23 protein-coding genes and 1 tRNA gene are annotated in these 24,589 nt (G+C 56.5%); 16 read left to right on the forward strand and 8 right to left on the reverse strand.

Annotation, left to right across the window (positions count from 1 at the left end):
* Positions 1 to 382: 382 nt before the first annotated feature.
* The 4 genes from ACR3FB_RS13730 to ACR3FB_RS13745 all read left to right on the forward strand — a co-directional run bounded on the left by ACR3FB_RS13730 (position 383) and on the right by ACR3FB_RS13745 (position 4,307).
* Complete coding sequence (locus ACR3FB_RS13730; protein WP_480565791.1) at positions 383 to 1,129, forward strand: 5-oxoprolinase subunit B family protein; 747 nt, start codon at positions 383 to 385, stop codon at positions 1,127 to 1,129.
* Positions 1,129 to 2,127 carry a 5-oxoprolinase subunit C family protein gene (locus ACR3FB_RS13735; RefSeq protein WP_480565792.1) on the forward strand — a complete coding sequence of 333 codons (999 nt, stop codon included), beginning with the start codon at positions 1,129 to 1,131 and terminating at the stop codon, positions 2,125 to 2,127. The genes ACR3FB_RS13730 and ACR3FB_RS13735 overlap by 1 nt, the downstream gene beginning before the upstream one ends.
* A gap of 12 nt (positions 2,128 to 2,139) precedes the next feature.
* Positions 2,140 to 2,901: a LamB/YcsF family protein gene (locus tag ACR3FB_RS13740; RefSeq protein WP_480565793.1), complete on the forward strand. Its 762-nt coding sequence runs from the start codon at positions 2,140 to 2,142 to the stop codon at positions 2,899 to 2,901.
* A 158-nt stretch (positions 2,902 to 3,059) separates the two neighbouring features.
* On the forward strand, positions 3,060 to 4,307 hold the full coding sequence (locus tag ACR3FB_RS13745; protein WP_480565794.1) for a hypothetical protein: 1,248 nt from the start codon (positions 3,060 to 3,062) through the stop codon (positions 4,305 to 4,307).
* A 69-nt stretch (positions 4,308 to 4,376) separates the two neighbouring features.
* Here ACR3FB_RS13745 and ACR3FB_RS13750 read toward each other — a convergent pair whose 3' ends face one another.
* Positions 4,377 to 5,768 carry a D-alanyl-D-alanine carboxypeptidase family protein gene (locus tag ACR3FB_RS13750; protein ID WP_480566489.1) on the reverse strand — a complete coding sequence of 464 codons (1,392 nt, stop codon included), beginning with the start codon at positions 5,766 to 5,768 and terminating at the stop codon, positions 4,377 to 4,379.
* Between the two features lie 280 nt (positions 5,769 to 6,048).
* Positions 6,049 to 6,750, reverse strand: a complete 702-nt coding sequence (locus ACR3FB_RS13755) for an HAD family hydrolase (RefSeq protein WP_480565796.1) — start codon at positions 6,748 to 6,750, stop codon at positions 6,049 to 6,051.
* A gap of 93 nt (positions 6,751 to 6,843) precedes the next feature.
* Between ACR3FB_RS13755 and clpS the strand changes: the two genes are divergently transcribed.
* The 4 genes from clpS to hemF are packed head-to-tail and all read left to right on the forward strand — an operon-like array spanning position 6,844 to position 9,901.
* Positions 6,844 to 7,185, forward strand: coding sequence for an ATP-dependent Clp protease adapter ClpS (gene clpS, locus ACR3FB_RS13760; protein ID WP_170378718.1), 342 nt, complete (start codon positions 6,844 to 6,846; stop codon positions 7,183 to 7,185).
* 27 nt (positions 7,186 to 7,212) lie between these two features.
* Positions 7,213 to 8,178 carry a class I SAM-dependent methyltransferase gene (locus ACR3FB_RS13765; protein WP_480565797.1) on the forward strand — a complete coding sequence of 322 codons (966 nt, stop codon included), beginning with the start codon at positions 7,213 to 7,215 and terminating at the stop codon, positions 8,176 to 8,178.
* Positions 8,179 to 8,213: 35 nt separating this feature from the next.
* A complete protein-coding gene (locus ACR3FB_RS13770) occupies positions 8,214 to 9,014 on the forward strand; it encodes an SDR family NAD(P)-dependent oxidoreductase (RefSeq protein WP_170378722.1) in 801 nt (266 codons plus the stop codon).
* A gap of 2 nt (positions 9,015 to 9,016) precedes the next feature.
* Entirely contained in the window at positions 9,017 to 9,901 is an 885-nt protein-coding gene (gene hemF / locus ACR3FB_RS13775; protein ID WP_480565798.1) for an oxygen-dependent coproporphyrinogen oxidase, read from the forward strand.
* A gap of 3 nt (positions 9,902 to 9,904) precedes the next feature.
* On the opposite strand, the gene ACR3FB_RS13780 is transcribed toward hemF, so the two are convergent.
* The gene (locus ACR3FB_RS13780; protein ID WP_425085804.1) at positions 9,905 to 10,315 is read right to left on the reverse strand and encodes a hypothetical protein; all 411 of its coding nucleotides are present in this window, start codon (positions 10,313 to 10,315) and stop codon (positions 9,905 to 9,907) included.
* 160 nt (positions 10,316 to 10,475) lie between these two features.
* On the opposite strand from ACR3FB_RS13780, the gene ACR3FB_RS13785 reads away from it, so the two are divergent.
* Together ACR3FB_RS13785 and ACR3FB_RS13790 are read left to right on the forward strand one after the other, a co-directional pair.
* A complete protein-coding gene (locus ACR3FB_RS13785) occupies positions 10,476 to 10,988 on the forward strand; it encodes a toxin-activating lysine-acyltransferase (protein WP_425085803.1) in 513 nt (170 codons plus the stop codon).
* Position 10,989: 1 nt separating this feature from the next.
* Complete coding sequence (locus ACR3FB_RS13790; RefSeq protein WP_480565799.1) at positions 10,990 to 11,883, forward strand: Hint domain-containing protein; 894 nt, start codon at positions 10,990 to 10,992, stop codon at positions 11,881 to 11,883.
* Between the two features lie 2 nt (positions 11,884 to 11,885).
* Here the strand turns inward: ACR3FB_RS13790 and modC are convergent, their stop codons facing one another.
* Genes modC through modA form a run of 3 tightly spaced genes read right to left on the reverse strand, consistent with a single transcriptional unit; the run spans position 11,886 to position 14,460 of the window.
* On the reverse strand, positions 11,886 to 12,986 hold the full coding sequence (modC, locus tag ACR3FB_RS13795) for a molybdenum ABC transporter ATP-binding protein (RefSeq protein WP_480565800.1): 1,101 nt from the start codon (positions 12,984 to 12,986) through the stop codon (positions 11,886 to 11,888).
* The gene (gene modB / locus ACR3FB_RS13800; RefSeq protein ID WP_480565802.1) at positions 12,983 to 13,675 is read right to left on the reverse strand and encodes a molybdate ABC transporter permease subunit; all 693 of its coding nucleotides are present in this window, start codon (positions 13,673 to 13,675) and stop codon (positions 12,983 to 12,985) included. The genes modC and modB overlap by 4 nt, the downstream gene beginning before the upstream one ends.
* 5 nt (positions 13,676 to 13,680) lie before the next feature.
* Positions 13,681 to 14,460, reverse strand: a complete 780-nt coding sequence (gene modA, locus ACR3FB_RS13805) for a molybdate ABC transporter substrate-binding protein (RefSeq protein WP_480565803.1) — start codon at positions 14,458 to 14,460, stop codon at positions 13,681 to 13,683.
* Positions 14,461 to 14,674: 214 nt separating this feature from the next.
* Between modA and ACR3FB_RS13810 the strand changes: the two genes are divergently transcribed.
* The 4 genes from ACR3FB_RS13810 (at position 14,675) to ACR3FB_RS13825 (ending at position 19,389) form a co-directional block, all read left to right on the forward strand.
* Positions 14,675 to 14,750 (forward strand) — tRNA-Val (locus tag ACR3FB_RS13810).
* 130 nt (positions 14,751 to 14,880) lie between these two features.
* Entirely contained in the window at positions 14,881 to 15,888 is a 1,008-nt protein-coding gene (locus ACR3FB_RS13815; protein ID WP_480565804.1) for a tyrosine-type recombinase/integrase, read from the forward strand.
* Between the two features lie 507 nt (positions 15,889 to 16,395).
* Complete coding sequence (locus ACR3FB_RS13820) at positions 16,396 to 17,907, forward strand: hypothetical protein (protein ID WP_480565805.1); 1,512 nt, start codon at positions 16,396 to 16,398, stop codon at positions 17,905 to 17,907.
* A 720-nt stretch (positions 17,908 to 18,627) separates the two neighbouring features.
* Positions 18,628 to 19,389: a YbaY family lipoprotein gene (locus ACR3FB_RS13825; RefSeq protein ID WP_480565806.1), complete on the forward strand. Its 762-nt coding sequence runs from the start codon at positions 18,628 to 18,630 to the stop codon at positions 19,387 to 19,389.
* Positions 19,390 to 19,444: 55 nt separating this feature from the next.
* Here ACR3FB_RS13825 and ACR3FB_RS13830 read toward each other — a convergent pair whose 3' ends face one another.
* Positions 19,445 to 21,406 carry an amidohydrolase gene (locus ACR3FB_RS13830; protein ID WP_480565808.1) on the reverse strand — a complete coding sequence of 654 codons (1,962 nt, stop codon included), beginning with the start codon at positions 21,404 to 21,406 and terminating at the stop codon, positions 19,445 to 19,447.
* Between the two features lie 362 nt (positions 21,407 to 21,768).
* On the opposite strand from ACR3FB_RS13830, the gene ACR3FB_RS13835 reads away from it, so the two are divergent.
* Together ACR3FB_RS13835 and ACR3FB_RS13840 are read left to right on the forward strand one after the other, a co-directional pair.
* The gene (locus ACR3FB_RS13835) at positions 21,769 to 22,581 is read left to right on the forward strand and encodes a serine hydrolase (RefSeq protein WP_480565809.1); all 813 of its coding nucleotides are present in this window, start codon (positions 21,769 to 21,771) and stop codon (positions 22,579 to 22,581) included.
* 9 nt (positions 22,582 to 22,590) lie between these two features.
* A complete protein-coding gene (locus tag ACR3FB_RS13840) occupies positions 22,591 to 22,938 on the forward strand; it encodes a hypothetical protein (RefSeq protein ID WP_480565810.1) in 348 nt (115 codons plus the stop codon).
* Here ACR3FB_RS13840 and ACR3FB_RS13845 read toward each other — a convergent pair.
* Positions 22,916 to 24,583 carry a hypothetical protein gene (locus ACR3FB_RS13845; RefSeq protein ID WP_480565811.1) on the reverse strand — a complete coding sequence of 556 codons (1,668 nt, stop codon included), beginning with the start codon at positions 24,581 to 24,583 and terminating at the stop codon, positions 22,916 to 22,918. The two genes, ACR3FB_RS13840 and ACR3FB_RS13845, sit on opposite strands and share 23 nt — an antisense overlap.
* Positions 24,584 to 24,589: the final 6 nt, after the last annotated feature.

A 24,589-nucleotide genomic window follows, 5' to 3' on the forward strand; every position in this document is an offset into this window, starting at 1 on the left:
GGGGGTTCTAAGGTTTACCCCACAAAGCCGCAAGCGGAAAATTACATATCGGCGTATTTTTTTGCGATTTCTTATTTATTGAATTAAGATCAATAGGTTAATTGGCGTCGTCTAGCGCCAAATCAGCCAGATACAAGCACGCCAACAAAGGAATTACATAGCCCGACCGGAACTCCACAATGGCAAACCACAACATCTTGGGCCATGTTAACTCTTGGATACAATAAAGCCCGACTCGCGCCCGCGAGTCGAATCCGGTGACAGGCTTCAAAAACTCCGTTTTGCGCGTCGGTGTGGATCGCTCTTTACCTGTACTTGCGCATTTCATTGGGATGCGGTCTGGTTCCTGAATGACAAGAAATAATCCTATCTCGGCCCAAGTATGACTGAAGGTCTTTCCTACCCACTGGTACGCACCGTCGGGCTCGACGGGGCTTTGGTGACATTTGCAGACAAGATGGATGAGGCCGCAAACCGCGCGGCCCTGGCGTTTCGGGCGCAGGTGGACAGCTTAGCGCTGCACGGGCTTATAGAGACATCGGCCTCTCTGGGGTCTGCATATGTGCGCTTTGACCCTCAGGTGGTTTCACATCTCGAGATCACAAGCCAACTGCAGCAGATCCTGAACCAGCAGGACTGGTATAGTGCCCTTCTACCACAGGGCCGAAGACTATGGCGGGTGCCAACCGTATATGGCACGGACCTTGCCCCACAGCTGGAGGACGCCGCACATGTTGCTGGGCTGGATCCGGCCGAGGCTGTCCGGCGGCTTAGTCAGACACAAGTGCGGGTGCTGACCATCGGCTTTGCGCCGGGGCAACCCTATCTCGGGCCGCTGGGACCCGAATTCAACATACCGCGCCTGCAGGAGCTGACGCCCATGGTGCCCGAGGGCGCTCTCGTTCTGGCGATCTCACAATTTGTACTGTTCTCCGGCCCAACACCGACTGGGTGGCGGCATGTCGGCCAAACGGCGTTTCGCTGCTTTCAGCCAGACAAGGATCAAGCATTTACCTTGCGGCCCGGTGATGAGCTTCAGTTCACCTCTGTCTCGCGCGATGAGCTTGAGGCAATCCGCGCCAATAATGACGACGGCCTTGGTGGCGCAACCTGTCAGGAGTTCGCCTGATGACTCTGATGGTTCATCGCATTGGACCGTCTTGTACGGTTCAAGATCAGGGGCGCATCGGCTATTTGGATCAGGGTCTCTCTCGGTCCGGAGCAGCCGATATTCTGGCGCTGCATGAGGGTGCGGCCTTGCTGGGACAAAGCCCCGATCTAGCCGCGCTGGAAATGGCAGGCATGGGTGGCACGTTCGAAGCGGCGCAACGCACAAGGGTAGCTCTGACTGGTGCGACGATGCAGGCGAGCATCGACGGTTCCCCGATCGTATGGAACGCATCCCATGTTCTTGAGCAAGGGCAAACGCTGACGATCGGTGCGACCGTGCAGGGCAACTACGGCTACCTGCATTTGGAGGGCGGCATTGAGGCCGAACTGTTCCTCGGCTCGCGCGCGACGCATCTGACCGCCAAGATCGGCCGCACCGTAGCCGTGGGTGATGTGTTGCCCGCAGGGAAGACTGCGGGCGGTGGCAGAATGAAGCTGTCCCCTTCGGACCGGTTCAACGGCGGCACTCTTCGCATCGTCGCCAGCTTTCAAACCGCGTTGTTCGATGATGAAACGCTGGATCGCTTTGCGCAGACAGAGTTCACGCGTGGCGCGCGGGCCAACCGTATGGGGATGCAGCTGGAAAGTGACGGACCGGGCTTTGCGGCCAAAAATCAGCTCAATATCCTGTCCGAGGTGATCACGCCCGGCGACATTCAGATGACCGGCACCGGCAGCCCTTTCATTCTGCTGCCCGAATGCCAGACGACCGGAGGCTACCCCCGGATTGCAACCGTCTTGCCCTGCGACATGCCAAAGGCGGCGCAGACCCCGGCGGGCGGGACGGTTCGGTTTGAATTCGTGACTCTGGAACAGGCTGTAGAGATTGATGCTGCGTTTCGCGCGGATCTTGCGCGCCTTCCTGGACGCGTGGAGCCTCTCGTCCGCGACCCTCATGACATACCGGACCTGTTGTCCTACCAATTGATCGGCGGAGTGATCTCTGCCACCGACTAAGGAGACTATCTGATGCCGCGCGTGGATCTGAACGCCGATATGGGCGAGAGCTTTGGCCCTTGGAAGATGGGCGATGACGAAAACCTGCTGAAGATCATTACATCCGCCAATATCGCCTGCGGGTTTCATGCCGGCGACTGGGATGTAATGGCCAAGACCATGACACTGGCCGCTGAGAATGATGTGGGCATTGGGGCGCATCCCGGCTTTCCTGACCTACAGGGATTTGGGCGGCGCAATATGAAAGTGCCCCATGACAGCCTGCGCAATCTGGTGCGCTATCAACTGGGCGCGGCATTGGGTATGGCCGCAGCCACCGGCACAAAGGTGCGGCATCTGAAACTGCACGGCGCTTTGGCCAATATGTGTTCGGTCGACCTCGACATGGCGCGCGCCTGTTACCAAGGTGCGCTGGATGTCGATCTGGATATCATCATCATGGTGCTGGCGGCCACCAAGCAGGAAGACGCCGTACGAGAGCTTGGCTGCAAATGGGTGGGCGAGATCTTCGCCGACCGGGCCTACAATGACGATGGCACTTTGGTGGATCGCAGCCTGCCCGGCTCAGTGATACACGACCCTGAGATTGCCGGCCCGCGCATCCTGAACATGGTGCGCGAAGGGGCCATCATCACCGAATCCGGCAAACGGCTGGAGACGTCGATCGACACGATCTGCCTGCACGGAGACGGCCCAACTGCCGTACAGATCGCCCGGTCGGTTCGGGAAAACCTGATCGAGGGCGGGGTCGAGGTGACAAAGTTCACCCGATAGACATCAGCCCGTAATCCTGGGTCCCTATCCTATGACTGTTGCCTGAATTCAGTTCAGCGCATAGCATGCCCGCAAGTGCATGTTCTGAATACCGTATTTCTAGCAACGCTATTGGCTGGCCCCGCGCTCGCCGCCAGATGCCCGGCAAGGAGGCGCACATGTCTTTCGATCTGATGTCTTACACACCCCGAGGTGACAAGAAGAACTCGGACTTCTTTCACGAATACCTTCCGATGATCTACGAACGCAGGACCAGCTCGGGCGTCGCGGATCAGGTCGGGCCGATGCGCGCGATTGTCATCCAGGTCGAATCCAAGGCGCTGTTCGATACGATGGTCGAGCTTTATGTGATGACGCCCTACCGCCACTCGGCCAGCTATCTGGGGCAGACACACAAGTTCGCGGTCCTGCATTCGCATCCCGACTATCCAGCTCTGATCCTGATGGCCCCGCTGAGCGACACTTTCGAGGACTTCATCCCGCGCATCAATCGGATGTATCCTTTGGCCCGCCCGACCCCGCAAACGCGGTATGTGGGTGAGGTCTTTGCCGCCTGCGATCTGAAAGATCTTGGCAAAACTCTCGAAGAGCAAAACATCCGGTTTGAATACGCAGGTGACACAGAAAACCCGTTCTACACGCTGGATGGCTTTCGCTTCACCACGCCCTCGGATTTCACCTGCAACCGCGTTGGCTATTCCACCCTCGATTTCAACGACCCCGACAGTCTGGGCCTTGGCGATCGCGTTTTGCTGAGCGATACCGAGAAAGCGCGATTGGAAGAGGCTGCAAGTTTCGGCACGGATTCGAAAATTGCGCCGCTGATGCTGGGGATCGACCACCTCGCCACCCGGGTTCTGGCGGGCGAGCGGGAAGATGCGATCCTCGAGTTTCTGACGATGGTGCCCTATTACTTCTGGGGAGCTTACAACATCTTCGACATGAATTCGTCGACCAATGTAAACCGCAACGCCAATGTGGATGACGACAAGAAATCCCCGGCCAAGGTGTTTACGGCAAACAACACGCCGTCCTTCGTGAACTCATTTGCCAAACTGCCAATGCCGACGGAAGACTTCGTGCGCAATTTCGGCCGCCGCCTGCATCATATGGCGGTTGAGATTCAGGATGGCGACCATGGGGCTGGCGAAAAGAACGTGGATTTCGTCGTCAATACGCTCAAGGACAAGGGCGTGCCGTTCCTGGCCCATGTGGTGGGGGAATGCAAAGACGATCCCAACCTGAAACAGATCTTCTCGAAACACTCAAAGAATACGCTGCTGATCACCGAATATATCGAGCGGTGCCACCACTACGACGGGTTCTTCACCAAAGACAACGTCGCCGCGCTGACAGCCGCCGCCGGCCAGGATGAGCAATACGAACACGGCCATGTGTTCGACTGAATTGGTTTCATAAAAAAAGGGCTGCGAAACTTCGCAGCCCAGACCCATCAGGAGAGTATATGTCGGGTCTTATGACGGCCCGATCATGAAACAGGTGACATTGCGCGCCTGAAGGCGGCGGCATGCCAGATCTGCCTGTTCGCGGGTCATGCCCTGGAACGTGGCCTCGAACCCTTTGGAGCTTTGATTGACCTTGCGCAGCGTGCCGTCCAGCGCTGTCATCTCGGACAGGGCGGTTTTCAGCAGCACCTTCTCGGCTTCATAGCGCGTGGTATAGCGGCCAACATTCACGCCCCACAGATGCCCGCCCGAGGTGGACAGCCGCGTGACGACCTCTTGTTCCGGCTCCGGTTGCTCGGCCGGTTGAGCGGAAGCCAGAACCAGGTTGTCAGGCCGCAAGGCCGGACGTGTATCCGAGCTTTCGACCGGAGGTGCCGTCGGCGCAATATCCGCCTGTGCAATAGCTGCGGCGATCCCATCCTTGATGCGGTCGCGATTTTCATCGGCGGTGTCAACAACCGCGCTTGCAACCTGTGTCGCCGCAGTCGGACGCATCGCCGGGCGTAGGCTGGTCTTGGGTGCGCCGGTCAAACGAGCAACTTGCGTGCCACCCAAACCAGCATTGCCCGCGTAAGCCGGGCGCGCAGGACGGCGGATCGGGGCGCGCGACGGTGCGCGGCGGAACCCGAGATCCAGCAACTCAGCCACTTTGGCGTTCCGAGAAGCACCTGACTTGCCACCAAAGACCGTTGCGATGATACGCTCATCCTTGCGCTTGGCCGAGGCCACAAGGTTGAAACCGGCCGCGCGGGTATAGCCTGTCTTGATCCCGTCCGCGCCTTTATACGCAGCCAAAAGGCGGCGGTTCGTGTTGGGAACCGTCTTGATCCCGGCATTGGTCGATTGGCGCGAGAACAGGTTGTAATACTGCGGGTAGTCATACAGCAGATGCCGCCCCAGCGTGGTCATGTCACGCGCGGTCGACATATGCCCCGATTCCGTCAGGCCGTGCGCGTTCTTGAAGGTTGTGCGGCTCATCCCCATTGCTTTGGCGGTGCGTGTCATGCGGCGGGCAAAGGCGGCCTCGGACCCGCTGATCGCAATCCCGATAGCCGTTGCGGCATCATTGGCCGATTTCACAGCCGCTGCGCGGATCAGGTAGCGGAACGCAATCGTCTGTCCCGAACGCAAGCCCAGCTTCGACGGAGGCTCGGCCGCTGCCGCCCGTGTGATGCGAACCTGAGTATCCAGCGTGATCTCTCCGTTCCGAACTGCCTCGAACGCGATATAGAGGGTCATCATCTTGGTAAGTGAGGCCGGGTGCAGGCGGGTATCGGCATTGCGCGAGTGCAAGACCTCCCCCGTTCGCGCGTCGATCACCATCGCCGCGTAAGGCGCGGCCAAAGCTTTGAGCGGCGCGAAAGAAAGCACCAAAATAAACGCTGTGAGGAATACGCCCATCCGGGCCGGGACTGTCCACCGACTCTGCACGATCTTCGCCTCTGTCTGCCTCGTTCCGCCGGGTTTTCCCGGTCGGATGAAATTTATTGATTATCGCTAAGGCTAACACAGGACCCAGGCAAAATAAACCAAAAGCTGGGGTTTTCCCGGCATCGTGAGGGGCGGGGACCCCTTCTATATATAGGCGAAGCCCCTGCACTGACCTACCAGATGAGCGATGATGACAGGAACAACGCAAAGGTTGCGCGGTTTTTTCTCAAACTGAGGCCGAACGGCAACATCAGCCTAGAGCGCGCACCAGATCCGAAAGTCCGCCAAGATCCGACAGCTCTCGGAATCGGGGATGGTCAGAGGGTGTTTCGGCATGCTCGACCTCCCACGCCAGCCCGTGCGGGACATGAACGCCCCAGCACCCGGCGGCAATGGGCGCCACCACATCCGACCGCATTGAGTTGCCCACCATCATCGCGCTCAAAGGCCCCTCGCCATGCTGTTCGAAGATCGTCCGATAGGTCTCGGCTGTCTTTTCCGAGACGATCTCGACCCCGTCGAACAAATCCCCCAAACCCGATTGCGCCAGCTTACGCTCCTGATCAATCAGGTCGCCTTTGGTGATCAGAATGACGCGATAGGTCTCGGCCACGCCCTCAACCGCCTCGCGTGCATGGGGCAGAAGTTCGATGGGATGGGCCAGCATCTCTTGCCCCGCGTCGATCAACTGGCGGATGACCGAGGCTGGAACCCGGTCTTCGGTCACCTCGATTGCCGTTTCGATCATCGACAGGACAAAGCCTTTGATTCCATAGCCGTAGTGCTGGATATTCCGCTTTTCGGCGGCCAGCAGACGCTCCATCAGGTGGTCCCGTTCTGCGTGGTCTGCCAGCAATTGGGCGAAATGGGCCTGTGTCAGTTGGAAAAACCGCTCGTTATGCCACAGCGTGTCATCCGCATCGAAGGCGATAGTGGTCAGTTTATTGTCCATTCCGAAAGGGTCCGCTGCCTCTTTATTCTGATGGCGTCAACGTTATATAAGCCCTCAGATAAACCCAATGCCTGAATCGGACAGTTGCGCGCGATGCTGGAAAACCCCTGGATGATGTCTGACAAATCGGATGACGACGGCGACTCGTCCGTCCTGCTGCAGACGCGACCCAAAACCAAGCGCCCTCCGTTGTATAAAGTGCTGTTGCTGAACGATGACTACACCCCGATGGAGTTTGTGGTTCACGTGTTGGAGCGCTTCTTCGGCATGACCCATGCGCAGGCGTTCGAGATCATGCTGACCGTGCACAAAAAGGGCGTAGCGGTGGTTGGCGTCTTCAGCCATGAGATCGCCGAGACCAAAGTCGGCCAGGTGATGGATTTCGCACGCCGGCATCAGCATCCGCTGCAATGCACGATGGAACGCGAAGAATAACGCAGGCTGGGCCGCCCGGAATTTATCATGTCCCCTCGTCTTGATCTTGCCCTGAACAGCGGTTTGACCCTGTCGCAACCGCTGGTGGTGATCGGCCCGACACCAGAAGTGGATCTGTCAGCCTTGTCGCGCGAGGCTCAGGTGATTCAGCCGTTCAAACCTTTCCATGATCATTTCGCTGGTCAGGGCTTTGCCACCAAACCCGCGCTTGACGCCGCTTGCAGCGATGCTCTGGTGTTCTTGCCGCGCGCCAAGGCGCTGGCTCGGTCGCTTGTCCAGCAGGCATGCAGCTATGCCAGCGGAACCATCGTTGTCGATGGCGCCAAAACCAATGGTGTTGACAGCATTCTGAAAGACATCCGCAAGCGCGTTGCCGTCGAAGGCCCTATTTCCAAGGCCCATGGCAAGATCTTCTGGTTTCAGGCCGACGCTGAGGCCTTCGCCGATTGGGCCGCCCCCGAGAATCAAAGCGTCAATGGCTACGTAACCGCTCCGGGTGTGTTTTCCGCGGACGGAATCGACCCAGCCTCGGCCCTCCTGGCGCAGTCCTTGCCGGACAAGATCGGCCCCCGCGTGGCTGATCTGGGCGCAGGTTGGGGGTATCTGTCAGCGGGTCTGCTGCAGAATGACCGCGTCAAAGCCCTTCATCTGGTTGAGGCGGATCACGCCGCGCTGACATGCGCGCAAGCAAACGTCCCCGATATGCGTGCTCAGTTTCACTGGGCGGATGCGGTGACCTGGACCGCGCCCGAGCCTATCGACACCGTCATCATGAACCCGCCCTTTCACACCTCACGCAGTGCCGATCCGGCGTTGGGGCAGGGCTTCATCAAGTCCGCCGCGAAGAACCTGACCCGCAACGGCACCCTGTGGATGGTTGCCAACCGCCACCTGCCCTATGAGGCAACACTGGCCGAATCCTTCGCCCAAGTTCAGGAAGTGGCAGGCGACAATCGGTTCAAGGTGTTTCAAGCCTCTCGCCCCCGGGCCTAAGCCCGGCTAACCTGCCCCAAATCAGGAGGATTCGGATGTCCTTTTCCATAGCTGGCAAGACAGCGATTGTAACCGGCGGGGCCAACGGGATTGGGTTGGCCATCGGGCGGCATTTTGCAGATGCCGGGGCCAATGTCGTCTTTGCAGATATGGATGAAAAACGGCTGGCCGAGGAATTGGGCGAGCAGGCCGACGATGGCAACATCCGCTATTTCGCCGGTGATTTGCGCGAAAAGCTGACCATCGCCAACCTGCTTTCGGCCACGCTGGATGCGTTCGATCAGGTCGACATTCTGATCAACGGCGCGCGTCAGGTGATCCCGTCCGATCCGCTGGACCCCGATGACGACTCGGTCCGGACCTTGCTGAACCAGAACCTGATGCCGGCCCTGCGCCTCAGCCAATTGGTGGCCAAACGGATGATCAAACAATCCGGCGAGGATGAGGAAAACCCGGCAGGCTCCATCATCAACCTGTCCTCGATCGCAGCACGGCGCACCCATCCGGATCTGATGGCCTATTCCGTCTCAACCGCCGCGTTGGATCAAATGACCCGCTCGCTGGCGGTTGCACTGGCCCCCAACCGTATCCGCGTGAACTCGATCGCGCTGGGGTCAGTGATGAGCGCATCGCTGCAATCAACGCTGAAAGAAAATCGCGATTTCCGCGACGACATCGAGAAACACACCCCTCTGGCCCGGATCGCCGCCCCGACCGAACTGACAGAAACAGCGCAGTTTCTGGCCTCGGACGCAGCAGGTTTCATCACTGGCCAGATCCTGACAATTGACGGCGGCCGCACCTTGCTGGACCCCGTTGCAGCCCCGGCGCATTGACCATGTTTGATACCGAAAAGACCACCGCCTCAGCCTGGTTCCGCCAATTGCGCGACGATATCGTTGCTGCTTTTGAAGCGCTGGAGGACAGCCACGACACCGGCCCGTTTGCTGACGCAACTCCCGGTCGTTTCGAAGTAAAAGAAACCAAACGCCAGTCCGAGGACGGCTCGGACGCGGGCGGCGGGCTGATGTCTGTGATGCGGGGCGGGCGAGTGTTTGAGAAGGTGGGCGTCAATGTCTCAACCGTCTACGGCACGCTGGGTGAGCGCGCGCAACAGGCCATGGCTGCGCGCAAAGGCATTCCCGGCATGACCGAGGACCCACGGTTCTGGGCCTCAGGCATTTCGCTGGTTGCGCATATGCAAAACCCGCATGTGCCCGCCGTTCATATGAATACGCGCATGTTCTGGACACCGCATGCTTGGTGGTTCGGCGGCGGGTCGGACCTGAACCCCTGCATCGAATATGACGACGATACCGCCCGTTTTCATGCGACCCAGAAGGCGCATCTGGACCCGCACGGACCAAGCCACTATCCGCGCCTGAAGGACTGGGCGGATGAGTATTTCTACATCCCCCACCGCAAACGCGCGCGCGGTGTTGGGGGTATCTTCATGGATGACTACTGCACCGATGACTGGCAGGCGGATTTCGCCCTGACGCAGGATATCGGCAAAGCTTTCCTGCCCGCTTTCCTGCCGCTGGTCGAAAAACGCCGGGTTCAGAGCTTTTCAGACGCGGACAAAGACACCCAGTTGGTGCATCGGGGCCTCTATGCCGAGTACAATCTGGTCTACGACCGCGGCACCAAGTTCGGGCTTGAGACCGGCCACGATCCGGACGCAGTGCTGATGAGCCTGCCGCCCTTGGCGAAATGGGTCTGAGGATCAGAACGCTAAATCCAGAAAGTTATCATAGCAGTAGTTCTGGGCCTTGGTAGCGGACATGTTCATTCCTACTTTTTTGACGGAAATTGAATAGCCCGGATCGGTATTTGCGCCCGGAGGCGGCGTCAGCGAGAATTGCACAGTGCGCACGCCCGGCTCATAGGCGCGATAGATATAGATTCGCGTCGGGCCCGGCACCCCCAGAGTTCGGATAGCAAAATCACCGATCCCGCACCAGTAGTTTACCGGTGCCGATGATCCGATGGCCCTGACCTCAAAGATGCCGCCTTCTAGTGGCGTGATCTCGGTCCGGTTCTGCGGCCCCACGCGGACACCGAAGCCGACAGCCTGCGCAAGCTGGGGTGCTATAATTAACGCCGAGGCTGCAATGAGTTTGGCAATACGCATCATCCGAACATCCTAAAATAAACTCTGTTCCATGAGAGTAACACAATTGGAGGTTGGGTCGAGAGGGGGCTCGGCAACAGACCGCAAACACATCAAAATACTTATATGCAACTGACATGGCGGCGCATATCATCATGATATTTATTGCAAGTCTGGTGTCCCTGTGAGCCAAACATTTCCAAAAGACTGGTTTGACCTCTCGCCAGAGAAATACGCCGATTTCGGAGCTATGTTCTACTTGGCAGGCCTGACCCCAACGCATCAGAAACGCAGTTTGGCGCAGGTTCTCTATGCCTTTGAAACGCCGTTGCGGCTGGGGCAGTATCACATCTTCCGCCAGAACGGCTTTCCCCGAGGGTTCGTAACCTTTGCTGGCCTCAACCGTGAGGCTGAAAACAGATATGCCATTCAGGAAAAGCCCTTGAAGGATAAGGATTTCACCAGCGGGTCCTCGTTCTGGATCGTCGATCTGGTTGCGCCGTTCGGGCAGACGAATGAAATTGTCGACATTCTCAAGGCAGAAATACCACACCCCCGCGTCCGAACGAATCGTCTGGTTGGTGACATGGGTCAGAACCGGATCGTAGAATGGAGCCGGGATGCCGCGGGCGAGGTCTACATGAAGCTCTATCGTAAGAAGGATTTCAAACGTCTGCTGGAACAGAGCGAGGGCTAGCATGGTCTCGGTTCCGGTCACGGGTGATTTGACAGGGGATGTCACGGGCTCACCGCCAAACGTGGCTACCGGCCAGGTCATTCTTGGCGACACCCCGGGAACATTCGACGTCAACAATTGGGCAATCGCGACCCCTGCGGCCAATGGGACGGCTACGATAGACGCGGATACCGGCGAATGGACCTACACGGTCGATCCCACCTTTTTTGACAGCCTCGACTTCAACCAAATCGCGACCGACACGTTCGTCATTCAGGGGTCTGACGGGTTCTTCTTTGGTCAGGCGACCATCACCATTTCTATTCAAGGCGTCTGTTTTACCGCCGGGACGCTGATCGAAACCGAAACCGGACCAGAGGTCGTCGAGGCCCTGACAGTCGGCGATCTGGTCCAGACCAAAGATCACGGGCTGCAGCCTATTCGGTGGATCGAGGCCAGCCCGATCCCACCCGAGCGATTGCGTCGTGACCCTGACCTGCGGCCCGTGCGTATCCTGCGCGGCAGCCTTGGGCCCGACATACCCTCGCGCGATCTTCTGGTGTCGCAGCAACATCGCGTCCTGATTCAGGGGCCGAAAGTCGAGCTGCTGTTTGGCGCCGCCGAGGTTCTGGTCGCCGCAAAACACCTGTGTTCATGGCCGGGTATCTTCGTCGACACCTCAGACCAGCCGGTCGAATACCTGCATATCCTGCTGGATCAGCATGAGATTTTGACCGCCGAGGGCGCATTGGCAGAGAGCCTGTTTCTGGGTGACGAAGCGTTGCATTCCCTTTCCTCGGACGGGCTGCAGGAGCTGGCCTCGATCTTCCCGGACCATACCCCGGATAAATCCACCGGCTTCGGACGCGCTGCTCGCATGATCCTGCGCGAGCATGAGGCCCGCGCCTTGGCCTGACTCTAACCTGTCGGGCCGATCCGTCCGCCAACATCCTGCGGCGCCAGCGCAACAGTCTTGATCACCGCATAGCATCGCGCACCCGGTTGCAGGCCAAGCCCGGCGACTGAGCGTCGGGTAATCCGCGCCAGCACGATACCTGCCGACGTATCCATCGAGATAATCGCACCTGGCCCGTCTCCGGCGCGGATCGTCTCGACCGTGCCCGACAGAACGTTCAGGGCCGACAGCCCCGCCGGAGGCTGGTTGGACAAGATCACCTCTTGCGCGGGGATGCGAATGCGAAGCTCTGCGCCGATCTGATGCGGGATACGCGGCAGAAACAGCGACTCTCCACCCGCGTCCAACTCGGTCAAACCGTCCTCATGATGGGCCCGCACACGTGCCTGCAGCACCGCGCCAACCGCGCGCACACCCGCAGGGGTTACGGACGGATCGGCCAGCACCTCAGAGGCCGGACCATGGCGCGCCACCTTGCCATCCTGCAGTGCAACAACCGAGGTCGCCAAACGTGCGACCTCGGCCGCGGAATGCGTGACATAGAGAATTGGAACTGAGACCTCATCCCGAAGACGCTCAAAGTAAGGCAGGATTTCGGCCTTGCGGCCTTCGTCCAACGCAGCCAGAGGTTCGTCGGCCAGAATTAGGCGTGGGCTGGCTAGCAAGGCGCGTCCGATCGCGACCCGCTGCTTCTCCCCCCCGGACAAACCAGCCGGACGACGGTCAAGCAAGTGACCAATGCCCAGCATCTCGATCACTTTGTCCGGGTCCTCACGCTTTGTAGACCGCGGAGCAAACCAGCGCCCGAAAGACAGGTTCTGGCGCACGGTCAGGTGAGGGAACAGACGTCCTTCCTGAAAGATATAGCCGAGCCTGCGTTTGTGCGGCGGCAGCCAAAGCTTGGTGTCCGTATCGAACAGGACCCAATCATCCACGGCGACGCGCCCGGCCTCGGGTCGCAACAGACCCGCCACGGCATTCACCACCGTAGTCTTGCCCGACCCCGAACGCCCGAACAGAACCGTCACGCCCGGCGGAGCTTCAAAGTTGAGGTCCAGATCCAGCCCCTCAAGGCTGTGACGCAGTCGAACGGACAGGCTCATGACCCGGCCACCCGTGCCGCCGCACGGCGCCCTACGTATTCTGACAACAATAAAGCCCCCATCGCGATTATGATCGAGATGACAACCAACCGGGTCGCCGCTGCCTCACCCCCCGGCACCTGCAGGAAGGCGTAGACGGCTGATGGCAGCGTTTGGGTCTGGCCCGGAATGTTCGACACAAAGGTGATCGTGGCACCGAATTCACCCATCGCCTTGGCAAAGGCCAGAATGGCCCCCGCGATGACGCCCGGCAGGATCATTGGTAATGTCACCGTCGCAAACACCCAAGGGCGCGAAGCCCCCAGCGTAGCCCCAGCCTGTTCAAGTCGAGGGTCAACGGCCTCGATTGACAGACGGATGGCCCGCACCATCAAAGGGAACGCCATAATCCCAGCCGCCATCGCAGCGCCCGTCCACCGGAAAGCAACAACGATCCCGAACTCGCCCAATATGCGCCCGATAGGACCCTGAATGCCGAAAGTCAACAGCAGCAGGTAGCCAGTAACCACGGGCGGTAGGATCAGGGGCAAATGCACTAGACCATTCAACACCTGCCGTCCCGGAAAGCGCCAGCGCGCCAAAGCATAGGCTACGAGTATCCCAAATGGCAAAGTCGCCAGCGTTGCCCAGAACGACACCCGCAAGGATAATTTCAACGCCTCAATCTCGGCAGGGCCCAACCAATCCACAAGGCTCACCGTTCAGGCAGAGAGAACCCCTGCCCCTTGAACACATCTGACGCGAATTCGCTTTGAAGAAAGGTCAGAAAATCCTGCGCCTCTGGCTTGGCAAAGGACGTCTCGGCGACCGGGTAAATGATGGGCGGGTGGCTGTCCTCTGGGAATCTGCCGACAATACCAACCCGCGCGTCAGCCTGAGCGTCCGTCCGGTAGACAATACCCATCGGTGCCGCCCCGGTTGCAACCAAAGCCAGTGCCGCACGCACATTGTCGGTTTGCGCGACCTGACGCTGCACCGCGTCCCACAGGCCAAGGCTCTGCAACGCGGCCTTTCCGTAGATCCCTGCGGGAACGGCATCGACCAACGCCATGGCAAGAAAGCCGCCCTCAAGATGTTCGGCCAGATCATAACCCGCTGAGACTTCGCCAATATGTGTCTGCGGCGCGGCTCCGATCAGAACCAACCCATTGCCCAGTAGGGCGACTCGGGTTTCGGGCTCGATCACACCATCCTGCTGCAACACATCCATCCAATCCTCATTCGCGGAAATGAACAGATCAGCCGGAGCGCCTTGCTGCAACTGACGCGCAAGAACCGAGGACGCGGCATATGAAATCGTGACATCGTTGCCGGTTTCGCGCTGATACGCGGTCGAAACCTCGTCCAAAGCGGTTTTCAGACTGGCCGCCGCAAACACCAAAATCCCATCTGCCCCGGCCCGAAGCGGAGCCAGAAAACACGCGCCAAGCACCAGCGCTGCCACAAGAAAACGGCGAGGGGAGTGTCGGGCCATGTCCTCTCCAGCCTGAGGGGTTTCGGTCCCTAACGGAGATATCGGAGGCAACAGGCGTCGCGCAAGCGCCTTTCAGACTTTGCCTTCAATCGGGTGTGCAGTGATGCCTTTGGCGGAACAGGCAGCCATCGCTGACGCGACACCTGAAGAAAGGCAAGAAATTCGTGCGAACCCTCTTGCACCCGTCCTCAGGCTTGGCTACATGCAGCGTCACGGGTGATTAGCTCAGTTGGTAGAGCGCTTCGTTTACACCGAAGATGTCGGGAGTTCGAGTCTCTCATCACCCACCATCCTTTACGCACGATGCTTCAAGGTCTTACGCGATTAGCGCCTCATGCTATGCTGCGTGTGAAACTGTGTCCGCTGCACCTCCGCTGCACTTAAACGGAAAAGATGTCTCCAACACAGGAGATATGGGCCATGGCAACAATCGTAAAAAGGCCTAGCGGAAAGTGGCAGGCGACAGTGCGGAAGGACGGACAATCCCGATCCAAGTCTTTTCTAAAGCGCGCTGATGCGACGAAGTGGGCGCGAGAGACCGAGTTGAGCGCGGACAGAGGATTGCTAACTCCAACCCTCGGTGCGAGCGCGTCCGAGATGAACCTTGGTGAGGTGCTGCGCAAGTACCGGGATAACGTCACGAGCGAGAAACGGTGCGCAGACAATGAGAGTTATGCAATCAACGGGTTCCTGCGCAAGTGCTCCAAGTTAGCCAGCAGGAAGGTCAGCAAGCTGCGATCCTCAGATTTTGTCCACTATCGTGACCTGCGCATCAAAACCATGAAGGCAGCGACTGTCGTTAGGGAACTGGGTTGGTTGCAGCACGCCCTTGATGTCGCCTGTGAGGACGGGGGACAAAACGTGCCTCAAGGAAACCCGGTCAAGTCTGTCCGACGACCAAAGATTGACAATCGCCGCGAGAGACGATTGCGGGAAGGAGAATGGAAAGCTTTGTTGGCAGCCGTGAACCAATCTCGGTCCCCGTTGATGAAGCCATTGTTGACGCTGGCTTTAGCTACCGGGATGCGACGTAGGGAGTTACTGTCGATGCAATGGAAGCATTTAGACCTTGAGCGTCGGACAGTGTTCTTGCCCCAAACAAAAAACGGTCGCGCCCGTACTGTTCCTCTCAGCCCAAATGCCGTTGCCGTGTTGATGGACCTGCCACGCGGTGACGAGCGGTGTTTGCCCCTGTCTGGTAACTCTGTGCGATTAGCCTTTGAACGTCTCAGACAACGGGCGGGCGTGGTTGACCTTACGTTTCATGACATTCGGCACGAGGCGGTGTCGCGCTTCGTGGAAAGTGGGCTTTCGCTAGCACAGGTGCAAATGATCAGCGGGCATCGGGATTTGTGGATGTTGATGCGTTACACCCACCTGCAGACCGATGACATCGTGGCAAAGCTGGCTTCCGCAGAACTTACTTAGATCGCCTTGATACGTTGCAGGGTGGTCGTAGTCTCCAGATGTGCAGGCTTGTACCACCCTAAGCCCCATCTAAAGACAAAGTGCCCTTCGGCGTCTTAAATGTCCGGTGGCTGGCCTAACGTCCGTCTTACATTTGGCAATGACAGCAGTCATTCCTCTAATGAACTCGCGGACGTTTTCTCCCTCAATTAAGCGAAACCCCTCCGTCTATAGAGAAAACTGGTTTCGATTGGTCCGTGCTGAACGGGTAGCTTTAATGTCGGGAACTTCCTTCAGTCCAGTGCGAGTGGAGCAATCGCTCTATAAGTATCTATAAATAAATACGAAATAAAGCTGACCTGTAAACAAAGGTACTGAAAACAGGGAACTATTAGCCCTTCGATTCAGCCATTGCTAGTTCACCAGGATTCTCTCCGCGCCGCCCCAATGGGGCAATTTCATCCGCTCGGCGTCCGCTAGAGCACTATCCCCAAAACGGGTCCAATGGACCAAACACAGGAGACTTTCATGTCCCATATTCGTATCGTCGACATGCCTTGTGGCTATGGCAAATCTACACAGATCAACCGCAGCTTCAAAAAACCGGAAAAGTACATCGCCGTTGTCCCTTACCTAAGTGAGGTAGAGAGGTTCATCAAAGGTGCCCGAACAGGTTCCGACTTCATCCTCACACAGCCTATTTGCAACGGAGGGAACAAAAGCGATCACTGCGAGAAGTTGATCCGGGCTGGGAAATCAATCGCTTGTACGCACGCACTGTTCTACCGGCTTGGAACTCTGGCAACCCAAAGCACAGGAATTGCGAGATGTATTGATTTCACCAAAGGCAACAAACCGAAAATTGAAGTCGATCACTTACTTGATGGATACAATCTCATCATCGACGAGGTCGTAAACCCCTTCGAGGTGGAGCAGACAGTCCGAAAGGTTGACTTTGACACAGCTTACCTAGGCCTTGGCATGGCAAAAGAGGAGCCTGACGGGCGTATTGTTCCGACAGAAATGTGGGATGAGCTATACCACAAAGGGAACAAGACATTTGACCGATCACTCTATGACAAGGCCAAATCGGGCGCACTGTATCGCATAAGCGAGAAGCTGTTCGTCCTCTCCATTCCCAAAGAACTCTTGCTCAAGCCCAAATCTGTGACAATTTATACGTACCTTTCGGAAGGATCGGTGCTGCTGCAATATCTGCAAAAACTGCAGAAAGACCATCCCGGCTCCTTCACTTTGGACGTGCAGCGTCTGGCCAAGGAAGTCGAGGCGGCATGGCGAGAAGATGTTGCTAACGCGCTGACGGTACTACCCATACTGGAACTAGAGAACCAAAAGTGGTCACATTGCGCCCAACTAAACACGATCAAAACGCACCAGCAGTGCTTCTCGATTGGACACAGGCTACGCAAGTTCAAGGCAAGAGAACTGCAAGGCGTAGACCCCAAAACGGTCATGCTGACGTGTGCACGTCGCCTGTGGCATGACGCTGCGACCGGGCAAAAGCCAAAGGCAGGAAGGCTAGCAACGCACACACGGTTGTTTGGTCGTGCCTTAAAGGAAGAGGTATACAACAAGGACACAGAGATCTTTGATGCAGTGTGGACCACAGACGGAGTTAGCTTCGTGCCCAACACCACACGTGGGACCAATGATCATATCGGGTGCACAACTGCGGTGTACCTCTATGACCAAAACCCCAACCCACAACTACTCACGTTCCTTGGCATGAAGCGCGACAGCACTGAGGCTCGTAGGTTCTCAGATGCCTATGCGTTGACCGAACTGGTGCAGTGGCTATTCCGATCAGCAATACGTGTGGGAGGTCTAAACGGAACCGGACACGCCTACAAACCGCGGCGCCGGGTAACGCTCTACATGCCTTCTCAGAGAATGCGGAACTTGCTGTTAAACTGGCTGCTGAAGGGACAGGTCAACAGTGGACCGGTCAATGCGAAAGGACAGAGACAGGTTGAGTTGCTTGCCCGGTTGGAGGGTCGTCAGGTGGCGGCAGTAGCCTAATGCCCTTTGACATAGCAGAGGAACAGATGTTCCTAACTCGTGAAGAGGCCGCCTTGCGCGGCCTTTCTCGTTTCTGGACGGGTCGACCGTGTAAGTACGGACACACAGCAGAGCGATACGTCAGCAATCGCCAGTGCGTTAAGTGCAACGCCGAGAAAACGGTGGAGAGGGATCGAAAGTGTCGTGCAAACGATCCTTCTTACCGTATGTTTCGGTCGGTACTAAACCGGTCAGGGCAAGTGCTGATGGGTCGGGAGAGACCATCCAATTCGGTTGGCTGTTCTAAGGATACACTAACGCGGCACATAGAGGCTCGGTTCTCAGACGGCATGACATGGGATCGGTATGGTCAATGGGAGGTGGACCACATCACCCCTCTCTCGGCTGCCCAGTCACTGGAGCACCTCATCAAACTTTGCCACTACAGCAACCTGCAGCCTCTTTGGAAACGGGACAACTTAGCAAAGGGCGGGGCATAAGCCTCGCCCGTGCGGGCTAGCATCTGTCTTCTTTGCACAAAGCTTTTTGGGAAATTGGTTAATTCCGCACCGATAGCGACCACTAAGGAAAAAAAGGCAAAGCCGACATCCCTGATTTTAGGCCGACCGTCCGTTCTGCGGACAAAGCGGGCACAAGGAGACATGTCCGAGAGTCTATTCTTGCGCTTCTTGGATCAGCGTAGTCTTTTGGTTTCTGAACATTTTTGGAGACACTCTCTCAATGCTTAAACACGTTCTAATTGCGGTACTTTCAGCTGTCCTACTCTCCATCGCTTCGTCTGGAGTCGCCGAGACAATGCATGTGAAGACCACTGTGACCTACCTGGAACGGATCGCGCTTCCGCCTGACGCCGTTTTGGAAGTCGAACTTCTTGACACTTCGCTTGCAGATGCACCTTCGGTTCGACTGTCTTCTCAGAGGTTCAAACTCGCGAGTGTCCCCAGAACGGTGGAAATTGCCTACGACACAGATCTCATCGATGAGCGCCATACCTACACAGTGGCTGCCAGGATCATTTCTGACGATCACGTGATATTTCGTTCAACGACAGCGACATCTGTACTCACCCGTGGCGCACCAGATTCTGCTGAACTCGTTTTAGAGATGATGCCAAGGAGAGCCGGGGGCAACGACGCAGACAAATCGATCTACGATACCGCTTGGGAAATTTACGAGATCGCAGGGCGTATGCTCATTGCTGAGAACCCTCCCTCCTTGACAATAGATCAAGATGGCCAGTTTGGCCTGTACGGTGGGTGTAACCGGTTTACAGGAATACTCGACGCAGCGAACGGTGAGTTCAGCATGCCAGGCAACTTCGCAGGAACGAAGATGGCGTGCCCTGAGGATCGGGAAAAGCTTGAGCAAGATACGATAGAAGCCTTGTCCGCGGCAGTGGGCTACGTGACAAACGGAACAAACCTGGCGCTCAGCAACGCAGCGGGTGTGACGGTTCTGCGTCTGCGCAAAATGTCAGAATAGGCACTGCGCCTTTCGAAGCGAGCTGGGACAATCATCCGACTTGTTCTAGCGACAATCAACGAGAACCATAGGCCGAAATTCCGAGTGGATCATAGACGGTAGACTGCGTCGTTTGCGAGTGATCGTGGTAGTGGGCCTTACTGCGTGCGTGGCGTAGTGACGCCATCAGTACACGTTCCGGATTATTGATGCGCTGGCTTGCATCGGCTTCGTCATTGTCTTCTCCCGCTGCAAGAGGAGCGGGCTGTAGACGGCCTTCAAGCACAGTGCCCCACACTTTGATATCGGCCAGCGTCAAAGGATCCACAGTTAGCGGATTTTCCTCGAGGATTGTGAAGTTGGCTAGTTTGCCGGGCTCGATGGAACCGATCTCATCCTCCAATTGCAGAGAATAGGCTGCGCCGATGGTGATACCTTCCAAAGCGTCTTCGGCACTGATGCGCTGGTCCGGACCAACGACGCGACCGCTCGTGGCTATCCGATTGACAGCAGCCCACATGTATTTCAACGGCTCCGCAGGAGCCATCGGCATGTCCGAGTGCATCGAGAAGGGGATACCTGCTCGAACGGCATCGCCTAAAGGCACCATGCGCTCTGTACGCTCGCTACCGACGCTGCCTGCGGCATAGCGATCTGCGAGGGTCGGAGTATAAACGGAGTTGCCGCTGACAATCGCGCCAAGACGTTTAATGCGTGCGATCTGATCAGGTTGAGCGTAGCCAAAGTGCACGACGACGGTGCGATGGTCATATCGCGGATTGCGCTGCATGGCTGCTTCGAGAGCATCCAGAAGAATGTCTAGGCCGCCGTCTCCGAGATTGTGAACATGGACCTGAAAGCCTGCGTCCCAATAAAGGTCGAAAACCTGCTTGAAGAAATCGGGCGTCATAATCCATTGACCTTCATGCCCGTCCAGGTAGCCGTCGCGCATGATCATTAATTCACTGAAGATCGCTCCATCCAACAACAGCTTGACCTGCTTTGGTAGGAACTGGGTTCGGCCTTCGCTCCACGCCAGCATGGCTTCGGTCTCGGCTAGTACTTTTTCGGGGCCCTCTGTGTTCAGAAACAAACCGCCAAGAGTCCGACCGTCCGGAATAAAGTAAAAGTTGAAAGGTGTGTCGTCTGGCCCGAATGCTTCTGCTACGAGTGCTTGGGCGTTCTGATCCACAGGGCCAGCAGGCTCTGCAAGGGTCGTGATCCCGCTGCGATGATAATAGTCCTCTGTGAACTCCAGCGCCTCCATAACCCTGTCGATGGATGCATAGACCGGAGCAAATTTCTCAAAGAACACATGCTCCCAGAATGCAGCTTCAAGGAAGAGGCCTTTTTCCAGATTGGCTTGAGACCTAGCCAACTCGCTCGACCAGCTGGCAATGTATTCTTCGGTGATTTCCAGTTGTTCGAGGGCCACGGAGTTGAAGTACATCTCGTGGGTGGAGCGTTGCCATACAGCCAGTGGAATGTCGGGGGCCAGTTCGTCCAAAATCGCGCGACTCATGTCGCCATGCCATGACGCATGATACCCCCAGACCATCAACGGCCGCCCGCTGCTGGGATCATATGTGTCGATTACCTCGGACAGGCGTGCGCGAAATTCCTCTTCGCTATTGGCAAGAGGCGCAAATCCGGCCGGCGATTGCCAGTCCTCGATGGAAATGATGGCATCCGACATCATCGCAAGCGCGCCCAGAAGCGGGTGTAAATGCTGTTCAATGAACCCAGGCACAATGACTTTGCCTTCAAAACTGCGCTCAATTGCATAGCTACCTTTAGGTAGGCGGCCCTCGATTTCCTCCAGGGTTCCGACGTCAGTAATTCGACCGTTTCTGACAGCCACTGCCTCGGCCAACGGGGCGTCCGGGTTCATTGTGAGAACTTCTCCACCGACGTAGACAGTTGTGCCGGGAAACTCAGGAAAACGGTCGAAGGCGTCTTGCAAAGAGGGAGACTGCGCAGCGCCGTGAAGCGGCATGAGTGCGAAAGCGAGTATGGTTAGAGACTTAGAGAAACTCATTGATGCCTCCGAATAGGATTGCGGACATAATAAACTGCTTCGATCAGAGCAGGCCGGTCTGTGATGTGTCAACCTAAGCCGTCAATCACTCAATACTGACTGAGCAACATAAACTTGAAGGCGACTTACGTTGCCCGCTGTAGTCTCGTGGCAGACGTTCGCCCAAATTCACAGAATGACTGCAATGCGAACAAAGTGTATATTTCACCAGGCAACGGAGAACGGCATTAATTGTCGAATTCCCGATAAATCGGACCATGCTTTGCCGGGCAAAACTACGGTGTTCATTTCTTTGAAAATCAGATTTTGATAAGCCGTCCGCGGCCGTACTTCAGTTGCAACTCATTTGGAGCGATACTGCCATGCCAAACACTTTATTACTTTCAAAGTCCAATTTTCCAGTTTTTGCGCTTATTGGAGGTTTGATTATGCAAAGCCTTGGAACATCTCCTGCACATGCTGAAGACGACCCATATGCGACGCCGCGAGAAGACTTTTCCATCCGTGACCTACGGAATGGTTACACGGCCGAGCAAGCCTACCACCTGAGTTCTGAATGGAATTTGCAGAAGTTTCTCGACATTACCGAAGCCGGGGCGTTTTCATACATGAACCTCGCCGAGTTCCTGCCGAGTTCGGTTATTCGCCGCGACGGGGCCGTCGCGATGCTTGCGAAAAACCCTAACGATGCCATAGGCGCGACGAGTGTCCCAGGCGCTGATGGCAATGCCGTCTCGCTCGACGAGATGATTAATACCGATGCTTCCACAGTGCAGGGCGTTATGGTTATTCACAACGGCGAAATCGCTTACGAGGCCTACCCAGGAAAGCGCCGGACGGACAATCACGTTTGGATGTCCAATGCAAAGATCCTCTCGAGCCTGCTTATCGGCCAATTGGAAGATGAGGGTAAGATCGATGTTCAGAAAACCGTTGGCGATTATGTGGATGGCACCAAAGGAACAGCTTGGGAGAACATAAAAGTCATCGACGTCCTGAACATGCAGTCTGGTTTGGATCTGGAAGAGAACCCCCTTTCGCGCAAAGCCGATACGCCATATGGGCGTTTTGTCAGGGCAGAGGTTGGTGTTCCGAACGAAGCAGGCGTCCTGCAAATGCATAACGAAGCCTTGTTTGCGATAAGACTGCATTATCCAGTATGGCGACAACGCTAAGGGGAGCCGATGCAGCAGCAACACCCAATCCAGCGCGAGAACATCCAGGGCAAGCACGAGAGCGCTGAGGATGTTGACCGCCAAAAACCTGCCCTAACACTCGGACTAAAGCTGCCAAACGACAAGGCAATCAATGGTATCAGAAATCCTGAGATAATCCTATATCCCTTTTCCGGGCATACCTGGTCCAAGACCCGCTCGACCAGCAGGGATCAGGATCGCCGGAGGGACATGGAAATGCGATGTTTTCTAAGCTCGAGCTATCCGTCTGGCCGCGCCGGCAACGGCTCTTTGCAACCGCTGGCAAACAACTTGCTAATGCCGTTGTTGGTAGCTAGCGACTTCCAGTGTTTTTGAAGACGACCCAGCCGCCCGCACTATAGGTCGGCTTTGCCTCTGCTATCGAACCATTTGCCACGGCGTCTGACGATAACATGATAACCCAGTCGGGCAATGGCACAAATGTCTCAAATTGGCTTAGTTCCAGCGCCGCATAGTATGAGGCGGATGCGCTGCGCCCTTCGGACCCGCTCGGATCACCCCTCAAATTCACATACCGGACAAAATTTTCCCGAAGACACATGTCAGCGAAAGGGAATCCATTGCCGCTATATGTTCCGCGCCCACTGATCAAAGGAATCACGATGCTCAACTTTACAGGCGCTGCAACCTCGTCTCCCGGTTTTGTGTTCTCGGCAATCCAATCGATGACATCTCGATCATTTTGACTTAGAAAAGCTGTGTCTTTTTTCTGATGACGAAGTGCCCAAGGCGCCCCGACGGAAAGCAATACCACGCCGACTAAAAAGATTGAACCGGCTGAGATAGGTAGAACCGGCTGAGACACACGCACCAGCAAGGGTCTTGCCAAAAATTGTATGGCCAACCCGATTAGTAGAATGAAAACGATCAAGGCGACAATTTCGTCAAATCCACGCATTACTTCATGAAACACAACTGCCGTCAAAACGATCAAACCAAGTTGCAGATAGAGTACGCGCCTTGACGGCGCGGGTTCTTCTTGTGACAACGGGCGGCTCAACGCGATGCAGTCTGCCAGAACCACAGCAATCATCAGGCCTACCGATACAACAAACATCCAATAGCCGAACGCTAGAAAACGTGACGGCGACAGCAGGATGATCGTTGTTGATACGGGATAGAGTTCCACTAGAACATACTGCGCCAAAAGTGAGCCACCATAGTACAGACTAAACCCAAGCGGTAAGATAGACAGGTACCGTCGACTGCTTAAGAACAGCACAGTGCTTGCCACGAGAAACCAAACCATGAGGAACCATACTGGATCGTACCAATGATCTGGGCCGAGTGGGAAAAAGCGCGTTGGCAGGTAGTGCTCTGGATGTAAATTGACGAAATACTGAACGTACTCTTGCGCCGAGAGGGCTCCAGAGGCCGAATTGAGTTTCAGAAAGATAGCACCAGCAAGCACGGTAGCAGCGGTCTTGCCACCAAGTGCCCAACCGCCGCGCTTGGCGATTGAAATGATCATCACAAATATGCTGGCTCCGATTGCGAAGGCGGGATGCAATAGAGCAGATAAAAAAATGCACAGGTACCCCAGAATAATAAAGCGTCGCAACTTTAAGCTAGTAAGAAACAGCCCGCCGAAGAATGCGCTCAAACTCAGCAAAGACGGGTGGAAATAGTATCCCCAACCTTGCCACCAAGCCACAGAAAACCTTTGAATTTTTTCGGGTTCGGCGATCGCAGCCAGAACAAATACGAACAAAATCGGACGCAACGCTGGAAGATCGCGGGGCAAAATACTTCCAAGGCCCAGGAACAAGGTTAACGGTAACAAAGCACTGTTGAGGTACATCCAGAGATATAGCGATTGATCCCATTCCAATCCCAGCCGAATGGGCCAATCCGTCAAGCGACCAAAAAGAGCACGCCCATTGTCGGAACTGAAGCAACCAGTGACAAAGTCACCATTAATAAATCCAGGCGTTTGAACTTCAACGTAGTAGTAAGCCATGTCTAG

This window comes from Ruegeria sp. AO1 (genome assembly GCF_056535985.1).

Bases quoted from the DNA above. Each gene is read 5' to 3' on its own strand.
- ACR3FB_RS13730 (WP_480565791.1), top strand. From the start codon at position 383: ATGACTGAAGGTCTTTCCTACCCACTGGTACGCACCGTCGGGCTCGAC.
- ACR3FB_RS13735 (WP_480565792.1), top strand. From the start codon at position 1,129: ATGACTCTGATGGTTCATCGCATTGGACCGTCTTGTACGGTTCAAGAT.
- ACR3FB_RS13740 (WP_480565793.1), top strand. From the start codon at position 2,140: ATGCCGCGCGTGGATCTGAACGCCGATATGGGCGAGAGCTTTGGCCCT.
- ACR3FB_RS13745 (WP_480565794.1), top strand. From the start codon at position 3,060: ATGTCTTTCGATCTGATGTCTTACACACCCCGAGGTGACAAGAAGAAC.
- ACR3FB_RS13750 (WP_480566489.1), bottom strand. From the start codon at position 5,768: ATGGGCGTATTCCTCACAGCGTTTATTTTGGTGCTTTCTTTCGCGCCG.
- ACR3FB_RS13755 (WP_480565796.1), bottom strand. From the start codon at position 6,750: ATGGACAATAAACTGACCACTATCGCCTTCGATGCGGATGACACGCTG.
- clpS (WP_170378718.1), top strand. From the start codon at position 6,844: ATGCTGGAAAACCCCTGGATGATGTCTGACAAATCGGATGACGACGGC.
- ACR3FB_RS13765 (WP_480565797.1), top strand. From the start codon at position 7,213: ATGTCCCCTCGTCTTGATCTTGCCCTGAACAGCGGTTTGACCCTGTCG.
- ACR3FB_RS13770 (WP_170378722.1), top strand. From the start codon at position 8,214: ATGTCCTTTTCCATAGCTGGCAAGACAGCGATTGTAACCGGCGGGGCC.
- hemF (WP_480565798.1), top strand. From the start codon at position 9,017: ATGTTTGATACCGAAAAGACCACCGCCTCAGCCTGGTTCCGCCAATTG.
- ACR3FB_RS13780 (WP_425085804.1), bottom strand. From the start codon at position 10,315: ATGATGCGTATTGCCAAACTCATTGCAGCCTCGGCGTTAATTATAGCA.
- ACR3FB_RS13790 (WP_480565799.1), top strand. From the start codon at position 10,990: ATGGTCTCGGTTCCGGTCACGGGTGATTTGACAGGGGATGTCACGGGC.
- modC (WP_480565800.1), bottom strand. From the start codon at position 12,986: ATGAGCCTGTCCGTTCGACTGCGTCACAGCCTTGAGGGGCTGGATCTG.
- modA (WP_480565803.1), bottom strand. From the start codon at position 14,460: ATGGCCCGACACTCCCCTCGCCGTTTTCTTGTGGCAGCGCTGGTGCTT.
- ACR3FB_RS13815 (WP_480565804.1), top strand. From the start codon at position 14,881: ATGGCAACAATCGTAAAAAGGCCTAGCGGAAAGTGGCAGGCGACAGTG.
- ACR3FB_RS13820 (WP_480565805.1), top strand. From the start codon at position 16,396: ATGTCCCATATTCGTATCGTCGACATGCCTTGTGGCTATGGCAAATCT.
- ACR3FB_RS13825 (WP_480565806.1), top strand. From the start codon at position 18,628: ATGCTTAAACACGTTCTAATTGCGGTACTTTCAGCTGTCCTACTCTCC.
- ACR3FB_RS13830 (WP_480565808.1), bottom strand. From the start codon at position 21,406: ATGAGTTTCTCTAAGTCTCTAACCATACTCGCTTTCGCACTCATGCCG.
- ACR3FB_RS13835 (WP_480565809.1), top strand. From the start codon at position 21,769: ATGCCAAACACTTTATTACTTTCAAAGTCCAATTTTCCAGTTTTTGCG.
- ACR3FB_RS13840 (WP_480565810.1), top strand. From the start codon at position 22,591: ATGCAGCAGCAACACCCAATCCAGCGCGAGAACATCCAGGGCAAGCAC.
- ACR3FB_RS13845 (WP_480565811.1), bottom strand. From the start codon at position 24,583: ATGGCTTACTACTACGTTGAAGTTCAAACGCCTGGATTTATTAATGGT.